22 protein-coding genes are annotated in these 25,950 nt (G+C 73.6%); 13 read left to right on the top strand and 9 right to left on the bottom strand.

Annotation, left to right across the window (positions count from 1 at the left end; genetic code table 11):
• Positions 1-9 precede the first annotated feature (9 nt).
• From ACZ466_RS04995 to ACZ466_RS04985, 3 genes are all read left to right on the top strand, one after another.
• On the top strand, positions 10-966 hold the full coding sequence (locus tag ACZ466_RS04995; RefSeq protein ID WP_378288305.1) for a phosphotriesterase family protein: 957 nt from the start codon (positions 10-12) through the stop codon (positions 964-966).
• A 438-nt stretch (positions 967-1,404) separates the two neighbouring features.
• A complete protein-coding gene (locus ACZ466_RS04990; protein ID WP_378292669.1) occupies positions 1,405-2,127 on the top strand; it encodes a phosphoribosyltransferase in 723 nt (240 codons plus the stop codon).
• Positions 2,124-2,768: a dienelactone hydrolase family protein gene (locus tag ACZ466_RS04985; RefSeq protein WP_378292667.1), complete on the top strand. Its 645-nt coding sequence runs from the start codon at positions 2,124-2,126 to the stop codon at positions 2,766-2,768. Before ACZ466_RS04990 ends, ACZ466_RS04985 begins: the two co-directional genes overlap by 4 nt.
• Positions 2,769-3,121: 353 nt before the next feature.
• Here the strand turns inward: ACZ466_RS04985 and ACZ466_RS04980 are convergent, their stop codons facing one another.
• The 4 genes from ACZ466_RS04980 to ACZ466_RS04965 form a co-directional block, all read right to left on the bottom strand.
• Positions 3,122-3,418: a WhiB family transcriptional regulator gene (locus ACZ466_RS04980; RefSeq protein ID WP_081640018.1), complete on the bottom strand. Its 297-nt coding sequence runs from the start codon at positions 3,416-3,418 to the stop codon at positions 3,122-3,124.
• 192 nt (positions 3,419-3,610) lie between these two features.
• On the bottom strand, positions 3,611-4,540 hold the full coding sequence (locus tag ACZ466_RS04975; RefSeq protein WP_464042906.1) for a sucrase ferredoxin: 930 nt from the start codon (positions 4,538-4,540) through the stop codon (positions 3,611-3,613).
• A gap of 146 nt (positions 4,541-4,686) precedes the next feature.
• Positions 4,687-6,231: a glycerol-3-phosphate dehydrogenase/oxidase gene (locus ACZ466_RS04970; protein WP_378292663.1), complete on the bottom strand. Its 1,545-nt coding sequence runs from the start codon at positions 6,229-6,231 to the stop codon at positions 4,687-4,689.
• Positions 6,228-6,848, bottom strand: a complete 621-nt coding sequence (locus ACZ466_RS04965) for a TetR/AcrR family transcriptional regulator (protein ID WP_378292661.1) — start codon at positions 6,846-6,848, stop codon at positions 6,228-6,230. The genes ACZ466_RS04970 and ACZ466_RS04965 overlap by 4 nt, the downstream gene beginning before the upstream one ends.
• A gap of 17 nt (positions 6,849-6,865) precedes the next feature.
• On the opposite strand from ACZ466_RS04965, the gene ACZ466_RS04960 reads away from it, so the two are divergent.
• The 8 genes from ACZ466_RS04960 to ACZ466_RS04925 all read left to right on the top strand — a co-directional run bounded on the left by ACZ466_RS04960 (position 6,866) and on the right by ACZ466_RS04925 (position 17,007).
• Positions 6,866-8,482 (top strand): FAD-binding oxidoreductase, encoded by a 1,617-nt coding sequence (locus ACZ466_RS04960; protein ID WP_378292659.1) that lies wholly within the window; start codon positions 6,866-6,868, stop codon positions 8,480-8,482.
• 5 nt (positions 8,483-8,487) lie between these two features.
• The gene (locus ACZ466_RS04955; RefSeq protein WP_378292657.1) at positions 8,488-9,378 is read left to right on the top strand and encodes a diacylglycerol kinase family protein; all 891 of its coding nucleotides are present in this window, start codon (positions 8,488-8,490) and stop codon (positions 9,376-9,378) included.
• A gap of 297 nt (positions 9,379-9,675) precedes the next feature.
• The gene (locus ACZ466_RS04950; RefSeq protein WP_378292655.1) at positions 9,676-10,074 is read left to right on the top strand and encodes a YccF domain-containing protein; all 399 of its coding nucleotides are present in this window, start codon (positions 9,676-9,678) and stop codon (positions 10,072-10,074) included.
• Positions 10,075-10,369: 295 nt separating this feature from the next.
• Positions 10,370-10,906: a DUF485 domain-containing protein gene (locus ACZ466_RS04945; protein ID WP_378292652.1), complete on the top strand. Its 537-nt coding sequence runs from the start codon at positions 10,370-10,372 to the stop codon at positions 10,904-10,906.
• 41 nt (positions 10,907-10,947) lie between these two features.
• The gene (locus ACZ466_RS04940) at positions 10,948-12,582 is read left to right on the top strand and encodes a solute symporter family protein (protein WP_378292671.1); all 1,635 of its coding nucleotides are present in this window, start codon (positions 10,948-10,950) and stop codon (positions 12,580-12,582) included.
• A gap of 176 nt (positions 12,583-12,758) precedes the next feature.
• Positions 12,759-14,435, top strand: a complete 1,677-nt coding sequence (locus tag ACZ466_RS04935) for a metallophosphoesterase family protein (RefSeq protein WP_464042903.1) — start codon at positions 12,759-12,761, stop codon at positions 14,433-14,435.
• 126 nt (positions 14,436-14,561) lie between these two features.
• A complete protein-coding gene (locus ACZ466_RS04930) occupies positions 14,562-15,062 on the top strand; it encodes a DUF4234 domain-containing protein (protein ID WP_378292648.1) in 501 nt (166 codons plus the stop codon).
• Positions 15,063-15,186: 124 nt separating this feature from the next.
• Positions 15,187-17,007: a bifunctional 3'-5' exonuclease/DNA polymerase gene (locus ACZ466_RS04925; RefSeq protein WP_378292646.1), complete on the top strand. Its 1,821-nt coding sequence runs from the start codon at positions 15,187-15,189 to the stop codon at positions 17,005-17,007.
• A gap of 79 nt (positions 17,008-17,086) precedes the next feature.
• Here ACZ466_RS04925 and ACZ466_RS04920 read toward each other — a convergent pair whose 3' ends face one another.
• The 5 genes from ACZ466_RS04920 to ACZ466_RS04900 form a co-directional block, all read right to left on the bottom strand.
• Complete coding sequence (locus ACZ466_RS04920) at positions 17,087-18,001, bottom strand: IS982 family transposase (protein ID WP_378293641.1); 915 nt, start codon at positions 17,999-18,001, stop codon at positions 17,087-17,089.
• 57 nt (positions 18,002-18,058) lie between these two features.
• Positions 18,059-18,883: an ABC transporter ATP-binding protein gene (locus ACZ466_RS04915; protein ID WP_378282020.1), complete on the bottom strand. Its 825-nt coding sequence runs from the start codon at positions 18,881-18,883 to the stop codon at positions 18,059-18,061.
• 70 nt (positions 18,884-18,953) lie between these two features.
• Complete coding sequence (locus tag ACZ466_RS04910; RefSeq protein WP_378282021.1) at positions 18,954-19,805, bottom strand: ABC transporter permease; 852 nt, start codon at positions 19,803-19,805, stop codon at positions 18,954-18,956.
• Positions 19,802-20,578 carry an ABC transporter permease gene (locus tag ACZ466_RS04905; protein WP_378282022.1) on the bottom strand — a complete coding sequence of 259 codons (777 nt, stop codon included), beginning with the start codon at positions 20,576-20,578 and terminating at the stop codon, positions 19,802-19,804. The genes ACZ466_RS04910 and ACZ466_RS04905 overlap by 4 nt, the downstream gene beginning before the upstream one ends.
• A complete protein-coding gene (locus tag ACZ466_RS04900; protein WP_378282023.1) occupies positions 20,575-21,552 on the bottom strand; it encodes an ABC transporter substrate-binding protein in 978 nt (325 codons plus the stop codon). Before ACZ466_RS04900 ends, ACZ466_RS04905 begins: the two co-directional genes overlap by 4 nt.
• A gap of 460 nt (positions 21,553-22,012) precedes the next feature.
• Here ACZ466_RS04900 and ACZ466_RS04895 point away from each other — a divergent pair, with 460 nt between their 5' ends.
• Positions 22,013-25,492, top strand: a complete 3,480-nt coding sequence (locus ACZ466_RS04895; protein WP_378282024.1) for a nitrate- and nitrite sensing domain-containing protein — start codon at positions 22,013-22,015, stop codon at positions 25,490-25,492.
• Entirely contained in the window at positions 25,489-25,947 is a 459-nt protein-coding gene (locus ACZ466_RS04890; RefSeq protein ID WP_378282025.1) for a roadblock/LC7 domain-containing protein, read from the top strand. The genes ACZ466_RS04895 and ACZ466_RS04890 overlap by 4 nt, the downstream gene beginning before the upstream one ends.
• The last annotated feature ends 3 nt before the right edge of the window (positions 25,948-25,950 follow it).

Genomic DNA, 25,950 nt, shown 5'->3' with positions numbered 1-25,950 from the left:
TCGCATGATATGACCCCCCGCGAGGAGCCCGGGCGGCTGCGCACCGTGACCGGAACGATCCCGATCTCCGCCATCACCGGGCCGGTGCTGCCGCATGAGCATCTGCAGCTCGATCTGCGCTGGCCCGCCCGGCCCGCCACGCTGGACTCCGACCCCCGCCGCTGGCTGGACGAGGAGAAGCCGGTCACCCGCGAGCTGGCCGCCCTCCGGGGCGAGCACGACCTCGGCCTCGTCGTCGACCTCACGTGCACCGGGATGGGCCGCAGCGCCGCCTCCCTCGCCCGCATCGGCGCGGGCGCCCGCGTCGCGGTGGTCGCCGGCACGGGGTTCTTCACCCAGCCGTTCCACCCCGCCTACGTCAAGGACGCCGACGCCGACGCCCTCGCCGAGCGGCTGCTCGCCGAGATCGGCTTCGGGCTCGACGGCACCAACGCGCTCCCCGGCGTGATCGGCGAGATCGGCACCTGGGGTGAGACGCCCACCGAGGACGAGGAGCGCTGCCTGCGCGCCGCCGCCCACGCCGGCCGCTACTCCGGCCTGTCGGTGGCCACCTACGGCCGCGCCGGCCTGGCCCAGCTGGAGATCCTCACCGGCGCCGGCCTGCCCCCGCACCGCGTCGCGGTCGGCCAGCAGGACCTGGTGGACGAGCCCGCCGCGCACCGCAAGATCGCCGAGGCGGGCGCCTACGTCTCCTTCGGCTCCCTGGGCCTGGCCGCCGGCCGCCCCGAAGCGCTCGCGACCCGCGTCCGCAACGTGATGGAGTTCCTCGACGGCGGCCACGCCGACCGCCTGCTGCTCAGCACCGGCATCTCGCGCATGACGCAGATCTCCCGATACGGCGGCCACGGCTTCGGCTTCCTCTTCGACACCTTCGTCCCCGCCCTCCGCGCCGCAGGCGCGGACGAGGCCACCCTGAACCGAGTCCTCCACGACAACCCCTTGAGGTGGCTCACCGGGCAGCGCTGATCTGGGGGCTGTGTTTACCTGGGGGGCCACCCCCCAGACCCCCAGGGCGGGGCGATCGGCCCCTCCGCTCGCCTGGCGGCTCGCTACAGGGCCGCCCACCCCGGCAAGGGGCTCCGCCCCCTGCACCCCCGGCAGGAGGGGCTCCGCCCCCCTGCACCCCCCGACAAGCATCGCCGTATGGTGGATTGAGGGGTCCAAGACGCCGCTCAAGACCATCGGCTCATTGGTCGTGCGTGGACCTGGGTGATTGAGGTTCCACGTACGGATGGCCGTTGGGGGGTGCAGGGGGGCGGAGCCCTCCCTGCCGGGGGCGTGGGGGCGGAGCCCCCACCGGGGGGTGCGCGCCCTGGAGCGAGCCCCCAGGCGAGCGGAAGGGCGCGAACACCCCGCCCCGGGGGTCTGGGGGGTGGCCCCCCAGGTAGATAAGGGGTGACGCTGATGCGCTGGAACAGGAACGAGGGCGATCGTCCTTCCGTCCGGCTTCCGTTCACCGATCGTGCCGAGGCGGGGCGGGTCCTCGCCGAATGGCTGGTGCCGCTCGATCTCGACGGGGCGGTGGTCCTCGCGCTGCCCCGGGGTGGTGTGCCGGTCGCGTTCGAGGTCGCGCGGAGGTTGTCGGCGCCGGGCCGGCCGGCTCCGCTGGACGTGCTGGTGACCCGCAAGATCGGCTATCCGCGGCAGCCGGAGCTGGGCGTGGGGGCCATCGCCGAGGGCGGCGAGCCCGTCTTCGATCATGACCTTCTCGCGCGGCTCTCGCTGGAGGAGGCGGATCTGGCCGGCACCGTGGAGGCCGAGCGCGCCGAGTTGGTGCGCCGGGTGCGCGCCTACCGGGGCGATCGTCCGCTGCCCGCTCTGAAGGGGCGGTCGGTGATCGTGGTGGACGACGGGCTGGCCACCGGAGGGACGGCGCGGGCGGCGCTGCGGGCCGTGCGGCGGCGGGGGCCGTCGCGGCTGGTGCTGGCGGTGCCGGTGGGGGCCGCCGAGACCGTGCGGGCGATGGAGCGCGAGGCCGACGAGGTGGTCGTGCTGGCCGCGCCCTGGTCGTTCCGGGCGGTGGGGCAGTGGTACCGGCGGTTCGAGCAGCTGTCGGACGGCGATGTGATCGGGTTGCTGGACCGTTACGCGGCCCGGGAGGCGGCGGCGCGGGGGACCGATCGATGACGGGGGTCCAGGTGCCCGTCGGCGACGTGCTGCTGGAGGGGGATCTGGTCGAGCCGTCCGGCTCCCGCGGAATGATCGTCTTCGCGCACGGCAGCGGCAGCGGACGGCACAGCCCGCGCAACCGGCAGGTGGCCATCGCGCTCAACGCCGAGGGGTTCGGCACGCTGCTGTTCGATCTGCTCACGGTCGACGAGGAGACCGAGGACCGGCGCACGGCGCGGCTGCGGTTCGACGTGCCGTTGCTGGCGGGACGGCTCGGGGAGGTGGTGGCCTGGGTCCGGGCGGAGGGTCCTGTCGGGCTGTTCGGCGCCAGTACGGGGGCGGCCGCGGCGCTGGTCGCGGCGGCGGCCTCGGCCGAGAGCGTCGGTGCGGTGGTGTCGCGGGGCGGGCGGCCCGATCTGGCCGCGCGGGCGCTGGAGGAGGTGCGGGCGCCGACGCTGCTGATCGTGGGGGGCCGCGACCTGGAGGTGCTGTCGCTGAACGAGCGGGCCCTGGAGGGCATGGACCAGAGCGTCGGGCACCGGCTCACGGTGGTGCCGGGGGCCGGGCATCTGTTCGAGGAGCCCGGGGCGCTGGAGGAGGTGGCCCGGCTGAGCGCGGAATGGTTCTCCGCCAATTTGCGAGAATGGCCCGCACCGTGATGGCGAATGCGGTAATGGCGGGAGTTTCTCGTCGGCCATTAAGGGCGGGCGGGCACACGCACATGTGATGCACATGTGATGAACGGTCGTGCCGGAAGGGTCCTGATCCGTTCGTGATGCCCGGTCCGGGAACCCCGGAGGTCATCCGGAGTTCCCGGACCGGGCAACGCAAACGGCCCCGCGGGGCGGGGCCGTAACGTTTTCCGGTGGCGTGCCGGGGTGCGCGAGGGGAGCGGGCCGCTTCCGCGGGCCGTGGCCGCGGGAGCGGCCTCACGCGCCGGGTACGGGTCCGTGCACGTCACCGTGCACGTGGCCTGCGCGAGCGGGCCGGACCGCCGGGCCGAAGCCGGTGGTCAGGCGGCGTTGGCGCGGCGCATCCGGCGACGGCGCTCGGAGGCGCGCTCGTCCTCGTTGAGGCCGCCCCAGGTGCCGTACTTCTCGGGCCGGGACACCGCGTAGTCCAGGCACTCCGAGCGGACGGGACAGCCCATGCAGATCTGCTTGGCCTTGCGCTCGCGAATCTCGCGCTCTGGCTGACGCTCGCCGTCGGGGCCGAAGAAGAGCACGAGGTCTTCCCCCCGGCACGCCGCGGCGTCCTGCCAGCCCCAGCTGGGACGAGGGAGGTTTGCCTGCCGACGTACCTGAGCCATGGAACACCCACCTTGATTGGTTTTGCTGAGCAATTTCGGACATGGACGCTCGACATGCTTCGAAGACATGCGTCAGAAGCGCCGAAAGGTCCAACGTCTAGAGTTGCCGCTCTGTTCCCCTCCCCGCCCGGTTCACCGGGTGCCTGAGGGGCCGTGCGACAGTGGAGACCCTCGAATGGGGCCTTGGAGAGATTACACGAGGGCCGCTTCGTTGAGAAGGGTGATGTCCCTAACAAAGTAGGTCCGGAGGTTCTCCTGGCAGTCCGGGCCGCACGGATCATTCGTGCGGGACGGCCCTCCATGGGCCTGTGCGCCGCTCTCGAAGATCACCCGGTAACGGTTCCGGCGGGCCCGGACCACGGCCTCGTACGGCGATGTCCCGGTGACCGATTCCACCGTCACGCCACCGATCTCGAAGATCCCGGAATGCTCGCGGACGAAGTGCTCGGCGGCCTGGACGGGTTCGGGGTTGCCGGCCCGTCCGCGCAGCCGGTCCAGGCTGACCTGGCCTTTCAGGTATGCCTCGACCGCTGCCGTGGCCTCCTGCGGGCCAAGGTCGCCGTAGTACAGAGCGTGTGGGAGACATACGAGATTCGCGGCGTAGCGGTCGCCACCGACATGGGTCGTTTCCCATACAAAGGCGCCAAAACGCGCTGAGAGGAACCGGGCGAGCGGAGCCCCGGTCCGGGCGCAGCACACGTTGCGCCGCCCGTGCGTGCACACCAGCAGCAGCGGGTCGGCCACGGGCTCTCCGAAACCGGGCCGGACGCCCGCCGCCACCGCGCGCAGGTCGAGCCCGGCCAACTCGGCGGGGTCGGCCAGCTCGCGGCCCTCGAGCCAGACGTCGTCGCCCGCGGAGTAGCCCGTGTACACCTGGACGGGCGGGGTGGCGCGGCGCCGTCCGGGGCGGCGGATGAGCTGGGGGCGGACGCCGGCGGCCAGGGCGGCCCGCACGGCGTCGGTCACGGGGCCGGGCTCGGCCAGGTTCTCGATGCGCTCGGGCCAGGGGCCGGGGTGCTCGATCAGCAGCCAGCCGCGCGGCTTCACGGTCGCGCTGGCCAGGCACGGCCGATCGCCCGAGTGGCTGCCCGGGCAATGATCGCAACTGTTCCGGCGCGTCACGCGGTCCCCCCGACGATCAGTTTTTCTTAGGTTAGGGTAACCTAACCCAGAATCCGGCGTCGTAACCACGTGACACGCGTCATAGTGCGTGACGGCGGTGGCATGTGTGTTCACGCCACGTGACGCGCCTGAGGCCGGGGGCGGGGTCAGCGCGGGGTGCGGTGGGCCTCCAGCGCCGCCTCGGCGGCGGGCACGGCGGCCTGGCGGTCGGCGGCGACCAGGCCGATCCGGGTCCGCCGGTCCAGGAGGTCGTCCACGTCCAGGGCGCCCTCGTGTTGGACGGCCCAGGCCAGCTCCGCCCGCAGGACGGGCAGCCCCGGCGCGACCGGCTGCAGGAGGTCCTCCCCGCCGCGGGCGAGCAGCGGTGCCTCCGCGCCGTAGCGGCGGACCAGCCGGGCCGGGGCGTCCAGGGCGGCCAGCCGTTCCGGCGGGGCGGCCCCCACCAGCGGCATCCGGGCCGTGCGGCTGCGGCGTCCGGCGGCGCCGGGCAGGGCGTGCGCGAGCGCGGCGTCCACCGCGTCCTCGGCCATCCGCCGGTAGGTGGTCAGCTTGCCGCCGACGATCGTCACCACGCCGTCCGGCGAGGTCAGCACCCGGTGGCGGCGGGAGAGGTCGGCGGTCGTGCGGTGCCCGCCGTCCAGCAGGGGGCGCAGGCCCGCGTACGCGCCGGCGACCTCGTCACGGCGCACCGGGACGTCCAGCGCCGAGCCCAGCACGTCCAGCAGGAACCCGATCTCGCCCTCGGTGGGCTCGGGCACGTCCGGGATCGGGCCGTCGGCGGGCTCGTCGGTCAGGCCCACGTAGACCCGGCCGTCGCCCTGCGGCAGCACCAGCAGGAAGCGGGCGGTCGAGCCGGGCACGGGGATCTGCATGCCCGCCGCCAGTCCCGCCAGGCTCCCGGCCCGCAGGACCAGGTGGGTGCCGCGCGACGGGCGCAGCCGCACCCCGTCCACCAGGCCCCCGGCCCACACCCCGGCCGCGTTGATCACCGAGCGGGCGCGGACGCTGATCGTCTCGCCGGTCGTCTCGTCCCGCACCAGCGCCCCCTCGCCGGTGAGCGCGAGCGCCCGGCAGCGGGTGAGGATCCGGGCGCCGTGCGCGGCGGCGGTCCGCGCGATCGCCGTGACGAGCCGGGCGTCGTCGGCGACCTGGCCGTCCCACGACAGCAGCCCGCCGCGCAGCCCGTACGGCCGCAGCGGGGGCGCCGCCCGCAGCGTCTCCACCGCCGACAGCCCGCGCGGGCGCGGCAGCACGGCGCGCGGGGTGCCGGCGGCCAGCCGCAGCGCGTCCCCGGCCGTCAGCGCGCCGCGCACCAGCGCCGCCTGGCGCCGCGTCACCAGCGAGGTGAGCGGCATGACGAACGGCAGGGCGCGCACCAGGTGCGGGGCCGTGCGCCGCATCAGCACGCCGCGCTCGACGGCGCTCTCGTAGGCCACGTCCACCTGGCCGGAGGCCAGGTAGCGCAGGCCGCCGTGGATCAGCTTGGAGCTCCACCGGGACGTGCCGAACGCCAGGTCGTGCGCGTCGATCGCGGCGACGCTCAGGCCGCGCGAGGCCGCGTCCAGGGCGGCGCCCGCGCCGGTCGCGCCGAGCCCGACGACCAGGACGTCGACCACCTCGCCGGGGAGGGCGGCCAGCTCGCGGGCGCGGCGGGCGGCGTTCAGGGACGAGCCCGCGGGGCCGGTGTTCACGGGGCCAGGGTCCTCTCCAGGATGTGCGCCAGCTCGGCGTCGAACGCGTCGTCGCGCAGCTCGGGGTCGGCGGCGTCGGTCATGGTCCGCGCCGACAGCGCGAACGACTGGACGACCAGCAGCAGCGCGCGGGCCTGCCGCTCGGGATGGCCGGGACGGATCGAGCCGTCCTGGTGGCCGGCCCGCAGCGTCCGCTCGAACATCTCCAGGAAGGCCAGCTGGCTGGTGCCGCAGCGCTCCAGCACGTAGGGCAGCAGCAGTTCCGGGTCCACCTCGACGATCTTGCGCAGCAGCGGGTGGGCGCGGAACGCGCGCACCCCCGCGACCAGGCCCTCCACCATCCGGGGGCGGACCGGCCCGGCGTCCTCGGGGGGCTGCGCCGCGGTCGCGGTGGCCAGCCACTCGCGGGTCATCAGATCGCCCACCAGGGAGCGCACGTCCGGCCAGCGCCGGTACAGCGTCATCCGGGAGACCCCGGCGCGCCGGGCGACGTCGGTCAGCGTCGTGCGGCGCACCCCGACGGCCAGCACGCAGTCGCGGGCGGCGTCCAGCACGGCGTCACGGCGGTCCTCGTCGCCGGAACCTGCGTCCATCGTCTTGTGACGTTCTGACGTCATATGTCACAGTGTAAGCCATGGAGATCCGGGACATGCTGTGGAGCGGCTGGGGCGACCCGGCCAGGGCCACCCCGCTGCCGGACGCGGCGACCGGCCTGCTGCGCGAGCTGCTCGGCGTCCGGCCGGCGACCGAGCCGCCGGTCGCGCTCGCGGACATCGACGTGCCGGCCTCCCGGCTCCCCGCCGGCTGCCCGGCCGCCCTCGCCAAGGCCGCCGGAGGCGAGGCGCACGTGCGCGCCGACGCCGAGTCCCGCGTCCGGCACACCCGGGGCAAGTCCACCCCCGACCTGCTGCGCATCCGGTCCGGCGACGTCGCCGACGCCCCGGACGCCGTCGTCCTGCCCGGGTCGCACGACGAAGTCCTGGCCGTGCTGCGGGCGTGCGCCGAGCACCGCGTCGCTGTCGTGCCGTTCGGCGGCGGCACCTCGGTCGTCGGCGGTCTCGCCCCGCAGGGCGGGCGCCCGTTCGTCGCCCTCGACCTGCGCCGCATGGACGCGCTCGTCTCCCTCGACCCGGTGTCGCGCACCGCCGTCCTCCAGCCGGGCCTGCGCGCGCCACGCGCCGAGGAGCTGCTGCGCGAGCGCGGTTTCACGCTCGGGCACTACCCGCAGTCCTACGAGTGGGCCACCATCGGCGGGTTCGCCGCCGCGCGCTCCAGCGGGCAGGCGTCCGCCGGGTACGGGCGCTTCGACGAGATGGTCACCGGCCTCACCGTCGCCACCCCCGAGGGCACCCTCGACCTGGGCCGCGCCCCCCGGTCCGCCGCCGGACCCGACCTGCGGCAGCTCGTGCTCGGCTCCGAGGGCGCGTTCGGCGTGATCACCTCGGTGGCGGTCCGGGTGCGGCCCGTGCCCGAGGCGGCCGCCTACGAGGGGTGGCGCTTCCCCTCGTTCGAGACGGGTGCCGCGGCGCTGCGCCGCCTCGCCCAGGACGGCCCGCTGCCCACCGTGCTGCGGCTCTCGGACGAGACCGAGACCGCGATCGGCCTCGCCGACCCTGCCGCCGTCGGCGGTTCCCTTCCGTCGTCGGGGACCGCCGGCTGCCTGGCCGTCCTGGGATTCGAGGGCGCGCCGGACGAGATCGCCGCCCGGCGGGAGGCGACCCGGGCCGTCCTGGACGAGCAGGGCGGCGAGCCCCTCGGAGCCGGGCCGGGGGAGAAGTGGGAGCGCGGCCGCTTCGACGCCCCCTACCTCCGCGACGCCCTCCTGGACGCCGGCGCCTTCGCCGAGACGCTGGAGACCGCCGCGTTCTGGTCGGGCATCCCGCGGCTCTACGCGGCCGTGCGGGAGGCGCTGATCCGCGAACTCGCCGGGGCGGGCACCCCGCCGCTGGTCATGTGCCACATCTCCCACGTCTATCCCGCGGGCGCCTCGCTCTACTTCACGGTCGTGTCCGCGCAGGGGAACCCCGCGGTCGCGCACTGGGAGAGGGCCAAGCACGCCGCCGGCGACGCGATCCTCGCCGCGGGCGGCACCATCAGCCACCACCACGGGGTCGGCACCGACCACCGCGACCGGTACGCCCGCGAGATCGGGCCGCTCGGCATGGAGATCGTGCGGGCGGTCAAGCGCCGGGTCGATCCGCACGGCATCCTCAACCCCGGCGTCCTCACCGCCCCCCTCGCCCAGGAGTGATCCCGATGCCGCCCGCCCGCCGACTCTTCACCGCGGTCGTCAACCCCTCCGCCGGGGGGTCGGCGGCCGCCGCCTCCCTGGTCCCGCTGGCCCGCGCGCTGCGCGAGGCCGGCGCGGAGATCCTCGTGGAGTACAGCCGCGGCCTGGAGCACGCCGGTGTGCTCGCCGCCGGCGCCGCCAAGCGCGGGCACGTGGTGCTGGGCGTCGGCGGCGACGGCCTGGTCGGACGCGTCGGCGGCGCCCTGGCCGGCACCGGCGCGCTCTTCGGCATCGTCCCGGCCGGGCGCGGCAACGACTTCGCGCGCCAGCTCGGCGTCCCCTCCGACCCGGCCGCGCTGGCCCGGCTGCTGCTGGAGGGCGAGCCGCGCGAGGTGGACGCCGTCGAGGCCAACGGCGTCCCCGTGCTGGGCAGCGTGTACGCGGGCGTGGACGCCGTCGCCAACGACAACGCCAACCGGACCCGGGTGCTGCGCGGCTCGGCGGCGTACTACGTCGGCGCGCTGCGGGCCGTCCTGGCCTGGCGCCCCGCCGCCTACCGCGTCACGGTGGACGGCGAGGTCCTCGAACGGCGCGGCTACACGGTCGTCGCCGCCAACTCCGGCTACTACGGCTTCGGGCGCCGCATCGCCCCGGACGCCCGGGTCGACGACGGCCTGCTGGACGTGGTGATCATCAAGGACGCCCCCCGGCCGCTGTTCTTCGCCGTGATGCGCGAGCTGGAGGACGGCTCGCACGTGCGCCGCCCGCAGGTGGAGGTGCTGCGCGGCCGGGAGGTGCGGATCGAGCTGGCCGCGCCGGGCCGGACGCTGCCGTACGGGGCCGACGGCGAGCTGCCCGGGACGCTCCCGGTGACCGCCCGGATCATGCCGGGCGCGCTGCGCGTGCTCGCCCCCTGACCTCGGGAAGGGGTGAGGTTACGCGCGCGTTCCGTAACCTTGGGCCCCTCATTGGACCGATTTACGCGGGCATTACGGACGTCCGGATAGTGTTAATTGTGTCCCGCTAAGGGACCCATGGGTCGTCTGTGCGGACATCATGAGAAGGCGACAGCTCGCCGTTCTGGGGGGACTCATGATGCGCACAGGCGCCCTGTACGCGGTGGCGCCGGCGCCCCCGGGGGTTGGCGCCGGCGCTCACCGCGCCGCACGCGCCCGTTCCCGGGGCGCGGCGCCCACGCCACGTAGAGTGGTCCGATGCGCACCCTGCTGAACATCATCTGGCTCGTCCTGTCGGGGTTCTGGCTGGCGATCGGGTACGCGGTCGCCGGGATCATCTGCTGCATCCTGATCATCACCATCCCGTTCGGCATCGCCGCGTTCCGCATCGCGCTCTTCGCGCTCTGGCCCTTCGGCAACACCGTCGTCCGCAAGTCCGGCGCCGGGGCCGGCTCCTGCCTCGGCAACGCGATCTGGGTGGTCGTGGCCGGCTGGTGGCTGGCGCTGGGCCACCTGGTGACCGGCATCGCGCTGTGCATCACGATCATCGGCATCCCGTTCGGAATCGCCAACTTCAAGCTCATCCCGGTGTCGCTGCTGCCGCTCGGCCGGGAGATCGTGCCCACCGACGACCCCCGCGCCTTCGTCGTCGAGTAGCCGGCGGATACCGGGCGGATACCGCGCGGACGCCGCGCGGACAGCGGGCGGGTCCGGCCGGATCGGCGGACCGCCTGCGCCGCGCCGGGCCACCTCACTACTCTCCCTCGGGTCCCTACTCTTCGTGAGGCCGAGGTCTCGTTCCGGCATCGAGCGCGCATCGACCGGGTCTCCACCTCTATTGGCACCAACCAAGATCTTGGTCAAATAGCCCCCCATCGGCCACGCCGGTGCCGCCGGTCACCGCGCCGTGCGCGCGGTGCCGCGGCGGAGTGACCCATAGCCGGAGGTGTGTGTGACAACGGACTCCCCAGGGCCCGCGACGCCGGCGCCCGCCGGAGGCGGCGGGCTCGACGAGGCGGCCTTCGCCCAGATGAACCAGAGCCCCGAGTTCCAGCGGCTCAAGTCGACCTTCCGCCGCTTCGTGTTCCCGATGACCGCGGCGTTCCTGATCTGGTACCTGCTGTACGTGGTGCTGTCGGCGTACGCGCGCGGCTTCATGGGCACCAAGGTCCTCGGCAACATCAACGTGGCGCTGGTGTTCGGCCTCCTCCAGTTCCTCTCCACCTTCCTCATCGCGTGGGCGTACGAGCGGCACGCGCGCCGCAAGCTGGAGCCGCTGGCCGCCCAGGTCGCCGCTCCCGGCGCCGCCCCCGCGGCCCTGGTGCCCGAACCGGCTCCGGCGCCCGACGACGCCGTGAAGAAGGCCCCGGCCGCCGAGGAACCCGCCGCCGACGGACCCGCCGAGGGATCCGCGGACGAGGCCCCGGCCGGCAAGGACCCGTCGGACGGGACCGAGGCCGGCGACGGCCGCGAGGAGGAGAAGAAGTGACGCCACTGCTCGCCGGGCCGCTGTCGGCGGTCCCGACCGGGGTGCTCGCGGCCCCCTCCGAGAACGAGCACCGCACGTTCTCGCTGGTCCTGTTCGCCGTCTTCGTGGCCGCGACCCTCTGGATCACGATCTGGGCCAGCCGCCAGACCCGCACCGCCGCCGACTTCTACGCCGGCGGACGGCAGTTCTCCGCCGTCCAGAACGGGCTGGCGATCGGCGGCGACTACATGTCGGCCGCCTCGTTCCTCGGCATCGCCGGCATGTTCGCGCTGTCGGGCTACGACGGGTTCCTGTACTCGATCGGGTTCCTGGTCGCCTGGCTGGTGGCGCTGCTGCTGGTGGCCGAGCTGCTGCGCAACTCGGGCCGCTTCACCATGGCCGACGTGCTGGCGTTCCGGATGCGGCAGCGGCCGGTCCGCGCCGCCGCCGGCATCTCCACGATCGTGGTCTCGATCTTCTACCTGCTGGCGCAGATGGTCGGCGCGGGCGCGCTGGTGGCGCTGCTGCTGGGCGCCGAGGGCGAGGCCGCCAAGATCTGGACGATCGTGGTGGTCGGCGCGCTGATGATCTTCTACGTCACGGTCGGCGGGATGAAGGGGACCACCTGGGTCCAGATCGTCAAGGCCGTGCTGCTGATGGGCGGCGCCGCGGTCATGACCGTCTGGGTGCTGGCCAAGTACGGGTTCAACCTCTCCACCCTGCTGGGCGCCGCCGCCGACGCCAGCGGCAAGGGCCAGGCGTTCCTGGAGCCGGGGCTGAAGTACGGCGCCACCGACATGTGGTCCAAGCTCGACCTGCTCTCGCTCGGCCTGGCGCTGGTGCTGGGCACCGCGGGGCTGCCGCACATCCTGATCCGCTTCTACACCGTGCCCAACTCCAAGGCCGCCCGTGCCTCGGTGAACTGGGCGATCGGCATCATCGGCACGTTCTACCTGATGACGCTGGTGATCGGGTTCGGCGCGGCGGCGCTGGTCGGCAGCAAGGAGGTCGCGGCGCAGGACAAGGGCGGCAACACCGCGGCGGTGCAGGTCGCCCAGGAACTCGGCGGCGGTCCCGGCTCCACCGGCGGCGCGATCTTCCTGGCGATCATCGCGGCGGTGGCGTTCGCGACCATCCTGGCCGTGGTCGCCGGGCTCACCCTGGCGTCCTCGTCCTCGTTCGCGCACGACCTGTTCGCCAACGTGTTCAAGCGCGGCAAGACCACCGAGCGCGACGAGGTGCGGATGGCGCGGATCGCCGCGCTGGTCATCGGCGCCGTCGCGATCGTGCTGTCCATCTTCGCCCGCGGGCTGAACGTGGCGTTCCTGGTGGCGCTGGCGTTCGCGGTCGCCGCCTCGGCCAACCTGCCGACGCTGCTGTTCTCGCTGTTCTGGAAGCGGTTCAACACCGCGGGCGCGGTGGCCGGCATCTACGGCGGGCTGATCTCGGCGGTGGCGCTGGTGATGTGCAGCTCCATCTGCTGGGGCGGCAAGTCCGCCACCCTGCCCAAGGGCAACCCGGACGCGCTGTTCAGCGAGACGATCGTGGCGCCGTTCCCGATGCAGAACCCGGGGCTCATCTCCATCCCGCTCGGCTTCCTGTGCGCCTATCTCGGCACGGTGCTGTCGAAGGAGAAGACCGACGAGAAGTTCGCCGAACTCGAGGTCAGGGCGCTCACCGGCACGGGAGCGCACTGACCCGTCCACGCCCTCGTCCGCGCCGCGGCGCCGTCCCCAGCCGGGGGCGGCGCCGCGGCGTTTCGGCGCCAGGGGCGCGGTCGGGTGACACAGGTGTTCCGGATTCGCTTGACGCAGAGATCACCCGGCCCAATACATTTGGCCCTGACCCCCTCGAAACCCCCCGGAGGTTGCTTGTGCGCGCCGAGGAGGCGGAGGCACCCGGACGCGGGCCCGACAACTCGCGTGACTCGGAGGCCGGAGCCGGCTGGGAGTGCGGGACGCGCGGCGGCTTCTGGGAGCTGATGCCCGAGCGCGTCTCCAAATTCTCCTGGCGCCGTCCCCTGGTGCTGTGGCAGTCCCGCAACGACGTCATCGCCAAGGTGTTCGGCGACCCGTCCAACGGTATCCGCCGCCGCTGCGTCTCCGCGCTCGCCGAGCGCGGCACCCGTGCCGGGTTCACCATGCACCGCTCGGACGAGGCGTTCTCGTTCCTGCTGCTCGGCGACACCGGCGAGGGCGACCGGTCGCAGTACGCGGTGGTGCCGCCCGCGCTGCGGGTCGGCGCCGACACCGACTTCATGGTGATCGTCAGCGACGTCATCTACCCCAGCGGCGAGGCCGCCGACTACCCGGAGAAGTTCTTCCGCCCGTACAAGGACTATCCGGGGCCGATCTACGCGGTGCCCGGGAACCACGACTGGTACGACGGGCTGCGCGGATTCCTGCGCGTGTTCTGCGACCTCGACCTCGACTGCCGCCCCGAGCCGTGGAAGGGGGCGCTCGGGTTCGTCCCGCGGCTGCTGTGGCGGCGTTCCGGGCCGGTCGACGGGAAGGCGCTGGCGGAGGCGCGGGAGCGCTACCGCGGCGCGCCGGGGCAGCACGCGCTCCAGCCCGGCCCGTACTGGGTGATCGACACGCCCGCGCTGCGGATCGTCGGCATCGACACCGGCATCACCGGCGGCCTCGACCGCGCCCAGGGCGCGTGGCTGCGCGAGGTGTCGGCCGGGCCCAAGCCCAAGCTGCTCATCACCGGCAAGCCGCTGTACGTGGACGACAGCGTCCGGCCCGGCGAGATCGAGGGCGGCGGCACGGTCGACGCGATCGTGAAGGACCCCGAGCACCACTACGTCGCCGCGATCGGCGGCGACATCCACAACTACCAGCGCTACCCGGTGCGGGTCGGCGACCGCACCCTGCAGTACCTGGTGACGGGCGGCGGCGGCGCGTTCATGCACGCCACCCACACCATTCCCAGGACGCACGTGGCCGACGAGCAGGACTTCCGCTGCTACCCGCTGCGCGGCGACTCCCTCTCCCGCTACAGCAGGCTGTACGGGCGGGTGCTGCGGCTGCCGAAGCTGTTCGAGCTGACGCCGCAGGAGGCGACCGAGGCGATCCGGTACCGGCTGGGGATCGAGCCGGGGCGAGGGTACGGCGGCGATCCGTCCCCGTCGTCGGCGGCCAGGGGCATGGACTCCGGAGACCGGCGGCGGTCGATGCCGCGGTCGGCCGCGGCATCGAAGCCGCCGGGGCGGGGCCGGGACGCGGTGGTGCCCTCGCGGCGGGTGCGGTTCGTGGCGTCGCTGCTGGGCGTGCCGCGCGGGCAGCGGCGCCGTCGGGGGATGACGCGGCTGCCGGTGCGCAAGGTGCCGCAGCGGTTCCGCTCGGAGATGGCCGACTGGGACCGCCCGCCGTTCTTCAAGAGCTTCCTGCGCGTGGACGTGACCGGGGCGGAGCTGCGCATCCGCTGCTACGCCGCGACCGGATGCGGCGACCAGGAGCTGCGCCCGCCGTGCGAGGACGAGGTGACGATCCCGTTGCGCCAGGACGGCACGCGCAGTGGAAATCGGGATATCTCACCTGATCTATAGAAAATCAGCGCGTTGTTCAGGTAGGCCGTGCTCGTCTGTCGTACAGTCGGGCGTCGTCATCACTGATCGTCAAGGAACCCGGGTGCCGGGCCCCACCGGAGCCGCGCCCTCAGGAGTGAGCACAGCATGAGCTACCCGCAGCAGGGTGCGCAGCAGCACTACCAGCAGCCCCACCAGGGCCAGCAGGCGCCGGTGCACGCGCCGCAGCACGCCCCGGCCGCCGCCGGGACCGGCCTCAACATGAAGCGCCGCAACCCGGTGGGCGCCTGGCTCGGCCTGCCGATCATCACCTTCGGCATCTACGGGCTGGTCTGGTTCTACAAGGTCCACGCCGAGCTGTTCAACTACGACCGCCGCACCGGCGCCGCCGCCACCAACGCGCTGCTCTCGATGATCTTCGGCTTCGTCACGCTGGGCATCTGGCCGCTGGTCATGTTCGTGAAGCTGGGCGGCCGCATCGCGCAGGCGCAGCGCGCGGCGGGCCTGGCCCCCTCGTGCAGCGGCGGCCTCGGCTTCCTGCTCGGGATCTTCGGTTTCGGCGTGCTGTACTACCAGCTCCAGCTCAACAAGATCGTGGACCGGTACGGCGACGTGCCCGAGGGCCAGCAGGTCTCGCTGGCGGCCTGACCCGCCGCCGGACCGCGCCACGACGGCGCCACGACAGCGCCGAGACGGCGCCGCGAACCCCTCCGCCCTCTCCGGGCGCGGAGGGGTTCGCCGTTTTGTCGGTGCCCCCGGCGAGAATGACCGGGTGAGGATCGCGGTGGCCGCCGCAGAGGGCGGCGGGGGTGCGCTGCGGCCGCTCGCCGACGACGGCGCGCCCGCCGGCCCCGCCGAGACCGTCGGCGACCTGGCGGCCGCCATCGCCGAGCGCGAGCGCGCCGCCGGGCCGCGCTGGGTGTGGCCCGCCACCGCCCGGCTCTACCCCCGGCTGCTGGAGGCGGGGGTGCGGGTCGCCCGCTGCCACGACCTCGAACTGGTGGAGAGCCTGCTGCTCGGTCACCAGGGGCGGTACGGCGAGCCGCGTTCGGTGCGGGCGGCGTGGGCGCGGCTGCGCGGCGAGCCCGTCCCCGCCGATCCGCCGCCCCCGCAGGAGGCCCCGCCGCAGGGCTCGCTGTTCGACACCTCCTCCGATGCCGCCTTCGACGCGTCGTTCGAGGCGTCCTTCGGCGAGGAGGGTCCCGGCGCGGGCGGGCGCCCCGTCGCCGAAGGCCCCGGGCGCGGGCTCCACTCCGCCGCCGGCGAGCTCGAACGGATCGTCGCCGTGCACGCCGAGCAGCTGCGGCGCGTCGCCGAACTGCCCGGCTTCGCCCTGCTGGCCGCGGCCGAGTCCGCGGGTTCGCTGGTCGCGGCCGAGATGGGCCACGACGGGCTGCCCTGGTCGGCCGAACGCCAGGACGAACTGCTCACCGAACTGCTCGGCCCCCGCCCGACCGGCGGCATGCGGCCGCGCAAGCTGCAGGCCCTGGCCGACCGGATCAACGCCGCGTTCGGGCTGCGCACGCCGGTCAACCCCGACTCGCCCGCCCAGATCATGAAGGCGTTCGCGGCGGTGGGCCTGCCCGTCACCTCCACCCGCGCGCACGTGCTCAAGCGCGTCGACCACCCGGCGGTGCCGCTCCTGCTGGAGTACAAGGAGCTGTCCCGGCTGCACACCGCGCACGGCTGGACCTGGGCCGACACGTGGGTGCGCGGCGGGCGGTTCCGTCCCGAGTACGTCGTCGGCGGCGTGGTGTCCGGCCGCTGGGCCACCAACGGCGGCGGCGCGCTGCAGATCCCGCGCGTGCTGCGCAGGGCGGTGGTCGCCGATCCGGGCTGGTCGCTGGTCGTCGCCGACGCCGCGCAGCTCGAACCGCGGGTGCTGGCCGCGCTCGCCGGAGACCGGGCGTTCGCCGCGGCCGCCGCCGAGGGCGATCTGTACGCCGCGCTGTCGGAGGCGTTCCGCGGCACCGCCTCGGACGGGGCGACCGCGCGCGACCAGGCCAAGATCGCGCTGCTGTCGGCGATGTACGGCGGCGGCACGGGCGAGGCGGTGCGGCTCCTGGCCGTCCTGAAGAGCCGGTTCCCGCAGGCGTTCGAGTACGTGGAGGCCGCGGCGCGGGCGGGGGAGCGGGGCGCGCTCGTCCGGTCGCGGCTGGGCCGCACCTGCCCGCCGCCCTCGGCCGGCTGGCGGCGGCTGACCTCCGAGGGCGACGAACCCGGCGGCGACGGGGACGGGGCCGGCGCGTCCGGCGAGCCCGGCGGCGGGGCGTCCCGCCAGGTCACGGCGGCGCAGGCGCTGCGCAGCCGGGGCCGCTTCACCCGCAACTTCGTCGTCCAGGCCACCGCCGCAGACTGGGCGCTGGCGCTGCTGGCCGCGCTGCGCCGGCGGCTGGCCGAGCTCGGCCGGCCGCGCCTGGTGTTCTTCCAGCACGACGAGGTCGTCGTGCACGCGCCCGCCGAGCTCGCCGACCAGGTCCGCGAGGCCGTGCACGCCTCGGCGGAGGAGGCGGGGCGGCTGCTGTTCGGCCGGACGCCGGTCGTGTTCCCGATGGAGGTCGCCGTGGTCGACTGCTATGCCGACGCCAAGTGAGGCGGGTGCGGGTGCGGGTGCCGGGGCGCCCGGCACCCGCCGCCCGCTAGACGGTTGATTCCAAGGGGTTTGGGTGCGGTCAGTGATCAAAAGCGGTGAGTGATCGTTTGACCTGTTGGCCGGTGTGGTCGTTGTGCCAGATCGCTGCGGTCAGTGCCAGCACCCGGACCGCGATGCGGACGGCGACGCCGGCCGGGGTGCGTCCGCCGTGACGTTCCAGGTCGAGGTGGCCCTTGAGGGTCTGGTTGATCGATTCGATGGTCTGCCGCAGCGGCTTGAACAGATGCACGGTGGGGCGTTCGGGCTCGCCCTTGCGGGCGGGCCGTAGCAGGACCAGGTCGCCCTCGGTGAGAGCGTGCTCGAACGCGCGGCCGTAGTAGTGGCGGTCACCGATGATCGTCTGCCCCGGGTGGCGGGCGGCCAGGTCCGGGTCGGCGCCCAGCATGTCCAGCAGTGTGGCGCGCTCGTCGGCCTTGGCACCCGTCAGCGCGAAGGCGACCGGCAGCCCGCCCAGGGTGCACAGCAGATGCAGCCGCAGCCCCCAGAAGAACCGCGAGTGGGAGGCGCAGTAGCCGTATTCGGCCCATCCGGCCAGCTCGCTGCGCCGGGTGGTGTCGCGGGAGCGGCCGCACTCGACCGGGGTGGAGTCGACGACCCAGACGTCATCGCTCCACAGCGAGGTGTCCCGGCCCAGCATCTGGATCATGTGCACGACCAGGACCGAGGCCGCCCGCAGCCGCTTGTTGTAGCCGGACTGCCCGGGCAGGCGGGGGAACATCACGGCCAGGTCGGTGCGGGCGTAGCGCAGCCATCGCCGCTCGGAGGTGAAGCCCAGCAGCGCCGACATCACCGCCAGGGTGACCAGCTCGGCGTCACTGAGCCTGGGCTGGATGCCGGTGGCCGGGCGCCAGGGGGCCAGGTCCGGGAAAGCCCGCAACCAGTCGTCGATCCTCACATACAGTGCGGTGGCGAGGGTGTTCAGGTCTGGGGTCACAACCGACCATGGACACCCTCGCCCCATTTCCGCAGGCGATCCCTTGGAATCAACCGTCTAGTCGTGCCAGTCGTCCTTGCGGAGGCTCCCGGTCGTCCCGCCCGCCGGCGAGCCGGCCGCGGCGCCGTCACCGGTGGCGCTGCCGCGCACCAGCCGCCCGACCTCGGCGCGCAGCCGGACGAACTCCGGCAGCCCGCGCGTCTCGATCTGGTCGCGCGCCGACGGCAGCCCGACCGGCAGCTCCGCGCGCACCCGGCCCGGGTTGCGGGCCAGCACGACCACCCGGTCGCCGACGTAGACGCTCTCGTCGATGTCATGGGTGACCAGCAGGATCGTCATCCCGCCGTCCCGGTGCACGCGCAGCACGAGGTCCTCCAGGTCCTCGCGGGTCTGCGCGTCCACCGAACCGAACGGCTCGTCCATCAGCAGCAGCGACGGCCGGTAGGCCAGCGCCCTGGCGATGGAGACGCGCTGCTGCATGCCGCCCGACAGCTGCCAGGGGAACTTGCGTCCCGCGTCGCCCAGGCCCACCGACTCCAGCGCCTCCTGCGCCGCCGCGCGCCGTGCCGACCGGCCCTTGCCCTTGCGGCGCAGCGGCAGCGCCACGTTGTCGCGCACGCTCAGCCAGGGGAACAGCGACCGGCTGTAGTCCTGGAAGACCACGGCCAGGTCGTCGGGGACGCCGTCGATCGGGTTCCCGTTCAGCACGATCTGGCCGCCGGTCGGCCGGATCAGCCCGGCCACGCAGCGCAGCAGCGTCGACTTGCCGCAGCCGGACGGCCCGACCAGGCTGACCAGCTCGCCCTGGGCGACCTTCAGGTTCAGTCCCGCCAGCACGGTCTGGTCGCCGTAGCGGTGCGTCAGTTCGTTGATCTCCAGCATGTCCTTCACCTGGCTGAATGGCTGAATGGCTGAGGGTTGGTGGGGTGGCCGGGGGCGGTTCACGGCACGGTCAGGAGGCCAGCTGCCGGGCGCCGCCGTGCCAGGCGAGCATGCGCCGTTCCAGCAGCTGGAACACCAGGTTGAACAGGCAGCCCAGCACGCCGAGCAGCACGATGCCCGCCCACATCTCGGTCATCTGCAGCGTCTGCTGCGCGGTGGTGAGATGCGCGCCGATGCCGAAGGAGTTGCCGACCAGCTCCGAGATGACCATGAGGATCAGCGCGAAGCCCAGGCTGACCCGCAGCCCCGCGAAGATCTTCGGTGCCGCGGCGGGCAGGATCACCCGGCGCAGCCGCAGCGTCCCGCCGATCCCGAACACCCGGGCGGTGTCGAGCTGGAGGCGGTCCACCGTGCGGACGCCGTCGATGGTGTTGAGCAGCACCGGCCAGATCACCCCGAACACGATCGTGGTGATCTGCATCGGGGCGCCCAGGTCCAGCACCGCCAGCAGGAACGGGATCAGCGTGGGCGGCGGGACGGACCGGCCGAACTGCAGCACCGGGTCCAGCACGTCGCCCAGCGTCCGGAACCGGCCGATCACGACGCCCAGCGCGACCCCGGCCACCGCGGCGATCGCCCAGCCCGTGAACAGGTTGGTGAAGCTGGGCTTGAAGTCGTCGACGGCCTTCTCGGTGAGGAAGAGGCGGTCCACCGGCCCGGAGAACCAGATCTCGTACAGCGTCCTGACGATCTGGGACGGCGGCGGGAAGAACTGGTCGGCGGCGGCCCGCGCGGCGACCTCCCAGACCGCGACGAGCAGCGCGAACAGCCACAGCCGTCCCACGCCCGACAGCGCCGTCCGGAGGGCCCGCCCGGCGCCGCCGCGCCCGCTGGTCCTGCCGGTGATCTGGTCGGTGCTCATGTCGCGGCCCCCGTTCCGGCGGTGTTCCAGCGGAACGCGCGGCGCTCCACCCCGACCAGCAGCATGTTGGCGAGCAGGCCGAGCGTGCCCGCCCAGACCGCGCCCGCGAGCATGAGGTCGGGATGACCGCCGCCCGACTGGCTCTCCATCAGGTAGCCGCCGACGCCCTCGCCGGCGCCGGCGATCAGTTCGGTGCTGACCACGACGACCAGCCCGACCGAGGTCGCGATCCGCACGCCGGTGGCCACGAACGGCGCGGCGCTGGGCAGGCTCACCCGCAGCAGCACCGCCAGGTCGCCGAAGCCGAAGCTGCGCAGCGTCTCCTTGGCGACCGGGTCGACGTCCCGCAGCGCGTACAGCGTGTTGATGAGGATCGGCCAGGTCGCGGCGTAGAAGACCAGCGACATCTTCGACTGGGTGACGGAGCTGAAGGTGACGATCGCCAGCGGGATCAGCGCCAGGGAGGGGATCGGGCGCAGCAGCTCCACCACCACGCGGGCGGCGTTGTTGAGCCACGGCGTGGCGCTGAGCAGGACGCCCAGCGCCACGGCGGTGACGGTGGCCAGGAGCAGCCCGCCGATCCAGGCGCGCACCGTGTCGAACACGCCGGTCAGGTACTCGCCGTCGACGGCGAGTTCACCGGCGCGCACCAGCACGGTGGAGGCGGGCGGGACGGCGTCCGGGTCGACCAGGCCGGTCCGGGTGACCAGCTCGGCGATCGCGAACAGCCCCGCCACGCCTGCCGCGCCGCGTGCCGCTCTGCCCCACCTCATCCGTTCTGCAGCACGAACGTCTTGACGTCGAAGGGCTGCTTCAAGTAGCCGAACTGCTGCATGACGTCGGCCACCCGCTGGATGCGGGTCGCGCTCGTGGAGGTCGGGAAGCCGTTCAGGTTGATGACGCTGACCAGCTTGGGGTCGAGCTTGGTGAACTTGGGCATCGCGTCCTGCAGGACGGCGCGGTCGCCGGCCAGCGCCTGCGCCTTGACCAGCGCGCGCTGGAACGCGGCGACGGTCTTGGGGTTCTTGGCGGCGAAGTCCTCGGTGGAGGCGAAGCCGGTGATCGGGAAGTCCTTGGTCGGGCCGCCGGAGAAGTCGGTGAGGATGCGCGCGCCGAGGGTCTGCTGGATCTGGGTGACGAAGGGCTCGGGGACGATGATGGCTTCCACCTTGCCGCTCTTCAGCAGCTGCTCCTGGTTGGGGAACGGGGCGACGACGACGTCCTTGCTCTCGTCGACCTGGACGCCGTAGGGCTGCAGGGTGGCGCGCAGGAGCAGGCTGTTCTGGTTCCCGCGCGCGTTGGTGCCGATCTTCTTGCCGGCCAGGTCGCGGGGGGTCTTGATGGCGGAGTCCTTGGCGACGAGCACGCCGTTGAGGTTCTTGGTCATGGACGAGGCCTCGGCCACGACCCGCAGCTTGTAGGCGCCGTCGGCCTGGGCCTGGATGAGGCCGACGTGGCCGCCGTGCGCGATGTCGATGCTGCCGCCCTTGAGGAGGGGGAGCGCTTCGGCGGCGCCGGTCACGGTCCGCATCTTCACCTCGAGGCCCTCGGCCTTGAAGAAGCCCCGGGAGATGGCGATCTGGATCCCGGCGGCCTCGGTGATCGGCATGACCCCGACGGTGATCTCGGACTCTTCCAGCCCGTTGGCGGACGCCTCGTCGCCGCCTCCGCAGGCGGCCAGGGACAGCGCGAGCGTGCCGGCGAGCGCACCGGCGAGCCAGGCGCGCCGTGCTTTGGCGAACCTCATGAGCGCTCCTTCAAGAGGGAGGGATATGGGGGGTATGCCATGGATCGGCATGATCGTGCGGACTCTAGCGCAGTAACCCTAGGTAACCCCGGAACGTTGTCCCGATGTTTACGTGAGTGAGACGCAAATCGGGCAAACGGGACATCTTAGAGCACGGATGTGCTAAGCGTGCTCAAGTGTGAAATGAGTCATCTTGAGGTTTGTCTCTCGGATTACTCTGTGCTGCAATGACCCTCGCCCCAGAGGTACCAAAAGGCCCACTGGGCACGCCGCGGGAACACGTCCGGAACCCGCGGCGGGGGTGTGGAACGTGGACCGCGAGAGGTGATGGAGGGACGTGCGACCAGCGACGGAGCAGGACCGCGCCGTAGGGCCGGATGCTCACTCCCTCCCGCCTGACGGCGACGCAAAGGCCGGTCGCCGGCCCGGCGGGCGCCGTTTCAGGCTGGCCAACACCCGTGTGACGACCCGTCTGGTGGTGCTGATCCTCATTCCGGCGGTGGTCGCCGGGATCCTGGCGGGCCTGCGCGTGCGCGACGGCGTGAACGAGGCCGGGCTCTACACGAGAATCGAACGGCTGGCCACGCTGAGTGAACGCGTCGCCGGACTCGTTCAGGAGCTACAAGACGAACGAGACCTTACGGTGCAATACCTGACCGTCCCCCGGGACGGCCAGGACCAGACCGTACGAGAGCAACAGAGCGTGACCGATCGAGCCGCCCGCGGTGTCCGCGAGCGGCTCGGCGGCATCGACGGCGCCTACTCCTCCCAGGTCCGCGCGAAGGTCCGGGACGTCCGCTACCGGCTCGACTCGCTGGCGGGCCTGCGCTCGGTGGCCGGGCAGAACAGCGCCTCGGCGTTCTCGACCCTGGACATCTACGGCCAGCTCATCGCCTCGCTGCTGGACCTGAACGACCTGGTCGCGCAGGGCAGCCCGAACGCCGACGTCTCCGAGAGCACGCGCGCGTTCGCCGCGCTCGCGCGCGCCAAGGACTTCGCCTCCCAGGAACGGGCGCTGACCACCTCGGTGCTGCTCACCCGGAGGTTCGCCAACCCGTCCGACCGGGAGCGGCTGCTGGGTCTGCGCTCGCAGCAGGACGGCCAGATGGCCATCTTCCGGACGACCGCCGACACCGGCCAGCGGCAGCTGCTGGAGGACACCGTCACCGGCCCCGACATCGGCCGGGTCGAGGGCCTCTACCAGCAGGTGCTGGTCCGCTCCGGCGCCTCCAGCACGATGTCGGTCCGCCCGCTGGGCCCGAGCGACGCGGCCACCTGGCGGAACGCCTCGACCTCCCGGATCGAGCAGCTCCGCAGGGTCGAGCAGAACCTGGCCGGCTCCATCACGCGCGACAGCCGGGAGCTGAAGGACGGCGCCTACGTCGGCGTCGCCATCGACGCCGCGCTGCTGCTGGTCGGGCTGCTGCTGGCCGCGCTGGCCACCGGCGCGGTGGCCCGCTCGCTGGTGCGGCCGCTGCGCCGGCTGCAGGCGGGCGCGCTGGAGGTCGCCGGCACCCGGCTGCCCGGGCTGGTGGACCGGCTGCGCGATCCCGAGGCCGCCGCCGACGGCATCGAGGTGGAGCCGATCGACGTCGACTCCTCCGACGAGATCGGCCAGGTCGCGCGGGCGTTCGACGAGGTGCACCGGGAGGCGGTCCGGCTGGCCGCCGACGAGGCGGTGCTGCGCGGCAACATCAACGCGATGTTCGTCAACCTGTCGCGGCGCAGCCAGTCCCTCATCGAGCGCCAGCTTCGGCTGATCGAGGAGCTGGAGCAGAGCGAGCGCGACGAGGAGCAGCTGGCCAACCTGTTCCGGCTGGACCACCTGGCCACCCGCATGCGCCGCAACTGCGAGAACCTGCTGGTCCTCGGCGGCCAGGACCAGGTGCGCCGGTGGAACCGCCCGGTCCCGCTGATCGACGTGGTGCGCGCCTCGCTGTCGGAGGTGGAGCAGTACGAGCGGGTGGCGCTGCGCGTGCACGGCGACATGACCGTCGGCGGCCCGGTGGTCAACGACCTGGTCCACCTGCTGGCCGAGCTGGTGGAGAACGCCACGGTGTTCTCCGCCGAGCACACCCGGGTGACCGTCTCCGGCCAGTTGCTCAGCGGCGGCGGGGCGATGCTGCAGATCACCGACAACGGTGTGGGGATGTCCCAGGAGGAGCTGGAGCAGGCCAACTGGCGGCTGGCCAACCCGCCGGTCATCGACTTCTCCGCGGCCCGCCGCATGGGCCTGTTCGTGGTCGGCCGGCTGGCGGTGCGGCACGGCATCCGCGTCGAGCTGCGCGCCGCGCAGGGCGGCGGGCTCACCGCGTTCGTGGTGCTGCCGGAGATGGTGATCAGGCCGGCCGAGTCCGGGGGCGTGGGCTCCCGCGGCTTCGGCGCGATGGACGAGGGCGCGGGCCGCGGCGGCGAGTTCGCCGCGATGGCGGCCCCGTCCGGCGGTACCGGGGCGGTCCCGTCCGGTCCGGGCGGGCAGTTCCGCCCGAGCGGCGACACCGGCGAGTACGGGGTGCCGCACCCGCGTCACGGCGGCGCGCCCGGTCAGCCCCCCGGCACCGGCCCGCAGCCGGTGTACGACGGCCGCCCGTTCGACGGCGGCGGCTTCGACGGCCGCCCGTTCGACGACCGTCCGCCCTTCGACGGCCGTTCCTTCGATGACCGCCCGTTCGATGACCGCCCGTTCGACGGGCCGGCGGTGCCGCCCGACGCGCGCGACCTCGACCCGCGCGGTTTCGACCGGCGGCCGTTCGACGACCGCGCTCCCGGGGCGCCCGGCGCTCCCGGGCCGTACCCGAACGGCGGGCCCTACCCGAACGGCACGCCGTACCCGAACGCGCCGTTCGACGGCTCTCCCACCACGACCGGGCCGATTCCGCCGGCCGGTGCGGCCGGGACGGGCCCCTACCCGCCCGTGTCCGGAACCGGCCCCGTGCCGCTCGTGCCGTCCGCGGACCAGGGCCCGCACGAGCCCCGTCCCCACGAGCCGCGCCCGCACGAGCAGGCACCCCACGAGCAGGGGCCGCCGGAGGAAGGGCCGGGACGGCGCGGGCCGAGGCTGCCCGTCCGGCGGCCGGGCGCCCAGCACCCGGCGCGCGGCGGGCCTGCCGACGCGTCCCCGTCGCAGCCCGCCGACCCGGGGCGGACCGGGCCGCTGCCGGTGGTGCCCGAGGCGCAGCCGGCCGTCCCGGGAACCGGGCCGCTGCCGCGCGTGCCCTGGGAGACCGGGCCGCTGCCGGTGGTGCCGGAGAACGCGGCGGGCCAGGGCCCGCACGACCAGGCCCCGCCCAATCAGGGCCCGCCCGTCCAGGGCCGGCCCGTCCAGAACCTGCCCGGACGCGGCGCGCCCGGGCATGCCCCCCGCCCCGATCAGGCCCCCGAGCACGCCCCGCCGCACGGCACCGGGCATGATCCTGGGCATGACGCCGTGCACGACGCCGGGCCCGAGCCCGGAAAGGCCGCTCCCCCCGGTGTGCCGGAACGTTCGCCGATCTTCGACGCGATGCAGTCGGAGTGGTTCCAGCGCCGGACCGACCAGACACCGAGTGAGGATCCCGTGAGAGGTTGGGAATCCCCCGCCGACGCCGGGTTCCAGGCCGCCGAGGCGGCACGGGAACCGGTGGCCGGTGAGCGCACTTCCGCGGGCCTGCCCAAGCGGGTGCCCGGACGCAACCGGGTGCCCGGCGCGGTGGGGTCCCAGCGGCCCGCCGGGCGGGCCGCCCCGCAGGCACCGCCGGCTGGTACGGGCGGGCGCCCCCCGGCGCCGGTCCCGGCCCAGTCGGCCGACACCGTGCGGAACCGGTTCGCCAGCCTCCAGCGTGGCGTGCGCAAGGGACGTACCGAGACGCGCGGCCCCGGCGGGCCGGGCGAGGGATCCGGCTCGGCCAACACAGGTGAGACTCCCTCGCCGAGCGAGGGTGAGAACGGAGGCGCCCGGTGAGCGGGCAGGATCTCAACTGGCTGGTGACCAATTTCGCGGACCGGGTGCCGAAGGTCGCGCACGCGGTCGTGGTGTCCTCCGACGGGTTGCCGATGGCCTACTCGGCCGGGTTCCCGCCCGAGCGCGCCGACCAGCTGTCGGCCATCGCCTCCGGGCTGATGAGCCTGACCCAGGGCGCGGCCAAGATCTTCGACGCGGGCGGTGTGAGCCAGACCGTCGTGGAGATGGACCGCGGGCTGCTGTTCGTGATGTCCATCGCCAACGGGTCGGTGTTCGCGGTGCTGGCGGCCTCGGACTGCGATCTCGGGCTGGTCGCCTACGAGATGACGCTGCTGGTGGAGCGCGTCGGGAGGGTGCTGACCCCGGCGCTGCGGGCTCCCGGGGAGCACGGCCAGCAGCCGCCCTACGGGGGACCGGCCGTACCGGAGATGGGCACCGGGCCGGCCCGATACTGATCT

It is taken from the genome of Actinomadura rugatobispora (assembly GCF_055379765.1).
The sequence above is the reverse complement of the archived record's forward strand: the minus strand, read 5'-3'. Positions and strand labels throughout refer to the sequence as shown.

What these genes read in the sequence shown, in the direction of transcription:
- ACZ466_RS04995 (WP_378288305.1), top strand. Translation starts at nt 10, where the DNA reads ATGACCCCCCGCGAGGAGCCCGGGCGGCTGCGCACCGTGACCGGAACG.
- ACZ466_RS04990 (WP_378292669.1), top strand. Translation starts at nt 1,405, where the DNA reads ATGCGCTGGAACAGGAACGAGGGCGATCGTCCTTCCGTCCGGCTTCCG.
- ACZ466_RS04985 (WP_378292667.1), top strand. Translation starts at nt 2,124, where the DNA reads ATGACGGGGGTCCAGGTGCCCGTCGGCGACGTGCTGCTGGAGGGGGAT.
- ACZ466_RS04980 (WP_081640018.1), bottom strand. Translation starts at nt 3,418, where the DNA reads ATGGCTCAGGTACGTCGGCAGGCAAACCTCCCTCGTCCCAGCTGGGGC.
- ACZ466_RS04965 (WP_378292661.1), bottom strand. Translation starts at nt 6,848, where the DNA reads ATGACGTCAGAACGTCACAAGACGATGGACGCAGGTTCCGGCGACGAG.
- ACZ466_RS04960 (WP_378292659.1), top strand. Translation starts at nt 6,866, where the DNA reads ATGGAGATCCGGGACATGCTGTGGAGCGGCTGGGGCGACCCGGCCAGG.
- ACZ466_RS04955 (WP_378292657.1), top strand. Translation starts at nt 8,488, where the DNA reads ATGCCGCCCGCCCGCCGACTCTTCACCGCGGTCGTCAACCCCTCCGCC.
- ACZ466_RS04950 (WP_378292655.1), top strand. Translation starts at nt 9,676, where the DNA reads ATGCGCACCCTGCTGAACATCATCTGGCTCGTCCTGTCGGGGTTCTGG.
- ACZ466_RS04930 (WP_378292648.1), top strand. Translation starts at nt 14,562, where the DNA reads ATGAGCTACCCGCAGCAGGGTGCGCAGCAGCACTACCAGCAGCCCCAC.
- ACZ466_RS04915 (WP_378282020.1), bottom strand. Translation starts at nt 18,883, where the DNA reads ATGCTGGAGATCAACGAACTGACGCACCGCTACGGCGACCAGACCGTG.
- ACZ466_RS04910 (WP_378282021.1), bottom strand. Translation starts at nt 19,805, where the DNA reads ATGAGCACCGACCAGATCACCGGCAGGACCAGCGGGCGCGGCGGCGCC.
- ACZ466_RS04905 (WP_378282022.1), bottom strand. Translation starts at nt 20,578, where the DNA reads ATGAGGTGGGGCAGAGCGGCACGCGGCGCGGCAGGCGTGGCGGGGCTG.
- ACZ466_RS04900 (WP_378282023.1), bottom strand. Translation starts at nt 21,552, where the DNA reads ATGAGGTTCGCCAAAGCACGGCGCGCCTGGCTCGCCGGTGCGCTCGCC.